Genomic DNA, 5,029 nt, shown 5'->3' with positions numbered 1-5,029 from the left:
CCGCTGTCAGTGAACGTGTGGCGTTGCCTCGAGCGTCTCCCCCGCCCTGTTGTCAGGCGCGAAGGCTCATGGCACGCTCGCGCAACCTCGTCGGCGCCACCGGAACCCAATCCTCGCGTGGTCAACGCCGGTCAGTGCGGTGCCCGCCGTCGTTGTTCACGACGACAGCCTGATCACGTTCTGTTCGATGCCGCCATCGGGAAGTAGCGCGTCCGCTGCCGCTTGCCGACGCTGCGCACCCGGCCCGCTCGCTTAAGCACCGCCATGGGTCGCTGCAGTTCGACCGGCGTCGCGCCCAGCTGTGGGGCCAGCACGCTCATCGTCTGCCCCGGCTGGGCACAGAGCGCCTCATAAAGACGCTCCCCGAGCGCCGCGATCTGCTCGGGCGTTCGACGGCCGCTCGGACTGCCGCGCTGAGGCCGCGTCGGCTTGGGCACAGCCGTCGGCGCGCCCAAGGCACGGTACACGGCTGCGCTCGCCGCGGCACGTACCGCGGCGAGGTGCTCACCCACCAGTTGCTCGATCTGTCGTTCCAACTGCTCGATGTTTGTTGTGGTCATGCCACCGAGTCGCACGCCTCGATCCAGGACTCAACCTCGCCCCTGAACAGTTACGCTCATAGCGGGGTGTACCTGAGATCGACCACGCTTGAGCAGATAACCCTTCCGCCCGCTTTGATCGTCATTTCCACGGTTCCGTGGCCGCCATTTTCGGTGAACGTCACGGCGCCACGCAAACGATTCTTCCAGATCTCGCTGTCCGGATAGGTCTTGCTGCACGTGACATCGAGCTGAACCATGCACCCGTCGGGCGTCCATTCGTTGTTGCCCGTACAGTCGCCCGTGGGCTGGCCGTTTTGCCTGAAACGGGCGACTGTATCGATGTCGGGACAGTCGCCAGACGTAGGGATCCCTCGCAGGCGATACGTGCCGTCCGGGTTGCAGACCGGGCCGTCGGCAACCTGTGCGGCGCATCCCGTCAGCAGACAGAGAAGCGCTGCCCTTATGGTTTCATGTGCCATTTCTTCCCTCGTCTGGTCCACATGCTGCCGCGAGCGCCGCTCCTATCAACACGATCACTCTTAGTCGCATGTTTCTCCTGTGTTGCGCTGTGGGTGCGATTCGGACTGTAGCTCCTCACCGGCTGCCCTCCACAGGAAACTTCGACGGTGTAACCGGTCACTGAAGGTACCCGCGTCGCATTCTCGGTGCTTGGACCCGTACCCTCAGCGCACACATGCTTGTCCTGCCAGCTCCAAGCAGGCGAGCCAACGAGATGGGGGGCGGCCCCAAGACCTCAGGACGGGATCTACCCGGGCTCGTTTTTCCCCGAGCACGCCGCACAGTTCCCCTCGCGGTTGCCAAGCACGGCGTTGGGCAACCGCAACCAAGCAGCGAGTGAAGTGTACGCGCATGAGACCCCCTGCCACGCAAGTGGCACTGTGCCTGTGATCGTCCGCCCCACCGCGGATTGAGTATGCCCGATGGTTGTCTGACAGGCAACCTCCAAGACGGCTGAGTTCCGTACTTTCTGTCCGGTGTCAGTCGACTCCAAGTCGTTGCCCCGCATGCTGGGCGCTCGCATCGCGCAGCTGCGTGAAGTCCAAGGGCTTACCCAGGAACGTCTTGCATGGGAGGCGGGCTTTCGCAGCAAGGGGTACCTTAGTCGCATCGAGGCGGGTTTGAGACTCCCCTCACTCGACGCTCTCGACAAGATCGCGCAACGTCTCGGCGTGGAGGTCAGGGACCTGCTCATCTTCCCAGAGCGAAGCCGCCTAGATCGGGCCATGGAGGCACTGCGGGGCAGTCACCTGCTCGTAAAGCAGGTGCTCTCGGGCAAACGCTAGCCAACTGAGGGCCCGCCGCTCGGCGTCCCTGCAACGGTCGGGGCGACCTGACCCGCGTTGAGGTTTGGGATATCCAGGCGGGTGCGGCGGTGGCGGCTCGCAGCTGGAGCCCACGGTCACCGGCCGGACTTTTTCGCGTCCCTACGGGCTCCTGATGTGCCGGAGCCGCACAACGGCGCGGCAAAGGTACACGAACCCAAACGCTGAGCGTGCAGCGCTGCGTGGGACTGCGAAGGTCCCGTCGGGTGCTGCCCGGATCGGAGGCGGGTCGCTGACGGCCGCTAACCAGGCGCTGCCTCAGCGCCGTGGAAATGGCACATGAACCGCGTCCCGTGCGGGAACTGCGCCCCACGGATTCCTCGACGCCAGGCTTCGAGCGCGGCGCGGTAGGCCGTGCGGAAGGCGCGCACGGCCGCGACCGCCTCGGGGCCAGTCCTCGTTTCCTCCACGGCGTCACGATTCACTCGGGGCCAGTCCTTACCGGCCGGGCCCCGGTGAACAGACGGAGAACACGACCGGCGACGCTTTCGGTAGGGACAACTGTCCGCGTCCAATGCGCACGCCCCAGGTCGGAGTTCGGGCTGAGTTGAACGCTTGTGGCTTGGTAGGGGTAGGGCGTAGGGACAACCTCCCGTTTCCGGTGCGCATGCCTTACCCGTTTGGGACGGCTGCGGGTAGCCTCAGCGGGTCGTCCCCGTTGACGTTGACCTCTTTGGCGCATCGAATGGCTCCGCGGAAGCTCCATGGAGTGGCCAGCATCGCCTTCGATATGCCTAGCAGCCGCGCGGTTGCGCGCGGGAAACTTCGGGAAGCTCGGGCCCGCTGTGGGGTGAAATCATGCGACCAAACCGGGGTCACTTACTATGTTGATTGAACTTGAGATGCCGGCGAAACTGGTCGCGACGTGACGGCCACGCTCAGGGTCAGGGGGAGCCGCGAGCACCCGCCTCTTCAACGAGCGCAGTGAACTCGACTTCGAATTCGGTCAGTGCCGCCAAAACCGCCTGCGTCTTCTCCCTCATCTTGGGCTCGCGCGTTACGCCCACAAGCCGCTGATCCGGCTTATAGATCGCCGCGTGCTCGACCTCCCAGAACAATCCCACGAGCATAGGCACGACCTGGTACTCGCAAATGATCTTGTCGTTGCCCTGACAGTGACCGAAGAACTTGTGCGCAATTACGTTCTCGGCTTCGCCGCGCACATGGTCCTCCGACCAGTCGGGAAACACTCGCGACAACGCGCTCGTGACCGATTCGATCCGACCGGAAGGGAAAACAAGGACCCTGAGGCCCGCCAGATCTCGGAGGGACACAAGGCTGTAGTCGTCTGAACTCTCGGGGTCGAACAGCTTCCCTTCCTGCCGCCGGCGGAGCGCGGCGACCGCGCTTTCACAGTCCTTGATTCGGCGACGTATTACGAGCTGCTCATACCGCGCTTTCAACTCCAAGGCGATCGGCATGATCGCGTAACGAACCCGCGCTTCCAATTCCGTCAGCGCCCTCCTCACATCGGGCAGGATGTCTGCGTACTGTTCGCGAAGGCGGTCCTCGACCGTCCGGGCACTCATTCTTCAAGGAGCGCTTCGAGTTGTCGCCGAATCGCAGTTGAAGGTGGGGCATTGAAATAGAAACGCCAGTCGCCAGAGGTTTGCTCCAACAGCGCACGTTCGATTTCGTCCCTCGGTTTGTCTTCGACGAACTCCAAACTGAAGACCTTCTTCTCTTGCTGGTTGACGTAGATCTCCCGATCGAAGTTGTAGTTATAGCGGGAGCGCAGAAGCAGTTTCCGTTTCTCCAAAAGGTCTGTCATTATGTGTTCATCATGCGTCCACCTGCTTCGGTAGTCAAACTCACGGACCCGGGTTCGATCTTTGGACTACGTCCGCCAGTTGGGCCGTCCGGCTCGCGCGATGGACGCCAGAAGCGGATCGAGGTCACTCGTCCACGTCGACGTCCTTCAGATTCTTGGTGATGGGCGACTGGAGTCGGAAGACGAGTTGCGCGCAGCGGGTGCCCCTCGGTGGTCGGATGCGGCTGCGCGCCCTTTTCTTGGCCAGCCAAGCTAGCGCTTGGCCGCAAACAGCAATCCCGCCGAGGACGCACTACGCCTCGCACCGAGCGTCCGGGCTGCCGTGTGGCAGCAGCCCAACCGAGGGAGCGTGCAAATCGGTGGTCAAGGCGCGAGCATGTCGCTCGGGCCAGCGTTGGCACCCCGAGGGTGTCGACAACGTCCTGACCCTACGTGCGCTCGCTCAAAGCGAACGGCTCCCCCGTGCATTCGAAGTGCTACGCCGTGACTACTACGTCGCCGATGTCAGGCTCGCCGCCTGATCCGAGAGCGTTCCAGACCCGATCGGACCATCTAGCCTCGACCTTTCCGTCGGTACGCGGGCGTTCCTTGCGGCTTGCCGCGCTTGCTGCCGCTTGGTATCAAGGCGTGCATGACAGAAGAGCAGGTGGAGGACCTTTTGGACGAACATTGGCACACGTGGGCTGGTTCCGCGCATCGGGAGGGTCAGGGCTATGTGGTTTGCCTCACGCCACTCGCCTCTGAGCACGAGCTAACCATCATGGTTGAAGATCAGTCGCGAACCGGATACTCGCCTCGCTCGTTCGAGGAGGCGATCCGAGACATCGCAACCAAGGTCGCGCCCGAAGTTCCACTGATATGGGATTAGCAGCGCTGGAGATTGCGCTGGAGACCGACCGTGGTTGCCGGCAGAGGATCGCCGTGGCCGAGCGCGGCGGTGGCTTTGCGAGCGCGATGGAGCGGGTGGTGCGGTCGCAACGGTCCCTGTTGGGTGATCAAGAGAGCCCGAAGCGTACAGCGATAGCGGTGCTGTGCACGGCGAGGCTGGCGACGGACGGAGCGATGCGGCCGGATGCCGTGATCCGGGCCGCACGGGCTCGCGGTTGTGAGGGTTGGCGCTATCCTGGCGCTGGGGCGACGTGGACGTGATGCAGCCACCGCATCAGATAGGTCCCCGCCGGGAACTGCACGGAGCGGAGGCCCTGTCGCCATTGATGCAGGGCATCGCGGTAGGCGGTGCGGAAGGCGCGCAGCGCGGCGACGGCGGCTCGGTAGGCTTCGGGTTGATGGCGACCGACGGCGAAGCTCGGATTGCACGTGCCTTGGAGCTCAGGGGTGGTAGCGCGTTTTTGTGGCGAGACGGACAGGACCTT

8 protein-coding genes and 1 pseudogene are annotated in these 5,029 nt (G+C 63.7%); 4 read left to right on the top strand and 5 right to left on the bottom strand.

The window, feature by feature from the left end; translation table 11 throughout:
- Window positions 1–173 precede the first annotated feature (173 nt).
- Together MJD61_00715 and MJD61_00710 are read right to left on the bottom strand one after the other, a co-directional pair.
- Complete coding sequence (locus MJD61_00715; protein ID MCG8553801.1) at window positions 174–560, bottom strand: hypothetical protein; 387 nt, start codon at window positions 558–560, stop codon at window positions 174–176.
- A 56-nt stretch (window positions 561–616) separates the two neighbouring features.
- On the bottom strand, window positions 617–1,021 hold the full coding sequence (locus MJD61_00710; protein ID MCG8553800.1) for a hypothetical protein: 405 nt from the start codon (window positions 1,019–1,021) through the stop codon (window positions 617–619).
- Between the two features lie 516 nt (window positions 1,022–1,537).
- Here MJD61_00710 and MJD61_00705 point away from each other — a divergent pair.
- On the top strand, window positions 1,538–1,846 hold the full coding sequence (locus MJD61_00705; GenBank protein ID MCG8553799.1) for a helix-turn-helix domain-containing protein: 309 nt from the start codon (window positions 1,538–1,540) through the stop codon (window positions 1,844–1,846).
- Between the two features lie 281 nt (window positions 1,847–2,127).
- Here MJD61_00705 and MJD61_00700 read toward each other — a convergent pair.
- The 3 genes and pseudogenes from MJD61_00700 to MJD61_00690 form a co-directional block, all read right to left on the bottom strand.
- A pseudogene (locus MJD61_00700) lies at window positions 2,128–2,268 on the bottom strand (transposase).
- Window positions 2,269–2,769: 501 nt separating this feature from the next.
- Window positions 2,770–3,414 carry a hypothetical protein gene (locus MJD61_00695; GenBank protein ID MCG8553798.1) on the bottom strand — a complete coding sequence of 215 codons (645 nt, stop codon included), beginning with the start codon at window positions 3,412–3,414 and terminating at the stop codon, window positions 2,770–2,772.
- Window positions 3,411–3,656: a hypothetical protein gene (locus MJD61_00690; GenBank protein MCG8553797.1), complete on the bottom strand. Its 246-nt coding sequence runs from the start codon at window positions 3,654–3,656 to the stop codon at window positions 3,411–3,413. The genes MJD61_00695 and MJD61_00690 overlap by 4 nt, the downstream gene beginning before the upstream one ends.
- 359 nt (window positions 3,657–4,015) lie before the next feature.
- Here MJD61_00690 and MJD61_00685 point away from each other — a divergent pair, with 359 nt between their 5' ends.
- The 3 genes from MJD61_00685 to MJD61_00675 form a co-directional block, all read left to right on the top strand.
- Complete coding sequence (locus tag MJD61_00685) at window positions 4,016–4,177, top strand: hypothetical protein (GenBank protein MCG8553796.1); 162 nt, start codon at window positions 4,016–4,018, stop codon at window positions 4,175–4,177.
- A 110-nt stretch (window positions 4,178–4,287) separates the two neighbouring features.
- A complete protein-coding gene (locus MJD61_00680) occupies window positions 4,288–4,524 on the top strand; it encodes a hypothetical protein (GenBank protein ID MCG8553795.1) in 237 nt (78 codons plus the stop codon).
- A gap of 244 nt (window positions 4,525–4,768) precedes the next feature.
- On the top strand, window positions 4,769–5,029 hold a 261-nt coding region (locus MJD61_00675), incomplete at its 3' end, for a hypothetical protein (protein ID MCG8553794.1).

It is taken from the genome of Pseudomonadota bacterium (assembly GCA_022361155.1).
GTDB lineage: Bacteria > Myxococcota_A > Polyangia > Polyangiales > JAKSBK01 > JAKSBK01.
This window is presented reverse-complemented; position numbering and strand designations above follow the sequence as displayed.

What these genes read in the sequence shown, in the direction of transcription:
- MJD61_00715 (MCG8553801.1), bottom strand. Translation starts at nt 560, where the DNA reads ATGACCACAACAAACATCGAGCAGTTGGAACGACAGATCGAGCAACTG.
- MJD61_00710 (MCG8553800.1), bottom strand. Translation starts at nt 1,021, where the DNA reads ATGGCACATGAAACCATAAGGGCAGCGCTTCTCTGTCTGCTGACGGGA.
- MJD61_00695 (MCG8553798.1), bottom strand. Translation starts at nt 3,414, where the DNA reads ATGAGTGCCCGGACGGTCGAGGACCGCCTTCGCGAACAGTACGCAGAC.
- MJD61_00690 (MCG8553797.1), bottom strand. Translation starts at nt 3,656, where the DNA reads ATGACAGACCTTTTGGAGAAACGGAAACTGCTTCTGCGCTCCCGCTAT.
- MJD61_00680 (MCG8553795.1), top strand. Translation starts at nt 4,288, where the DNA reads ATGACAGAAGAGCAGGTGGAGGACCTTTTGGACGAACATTGGCACACG.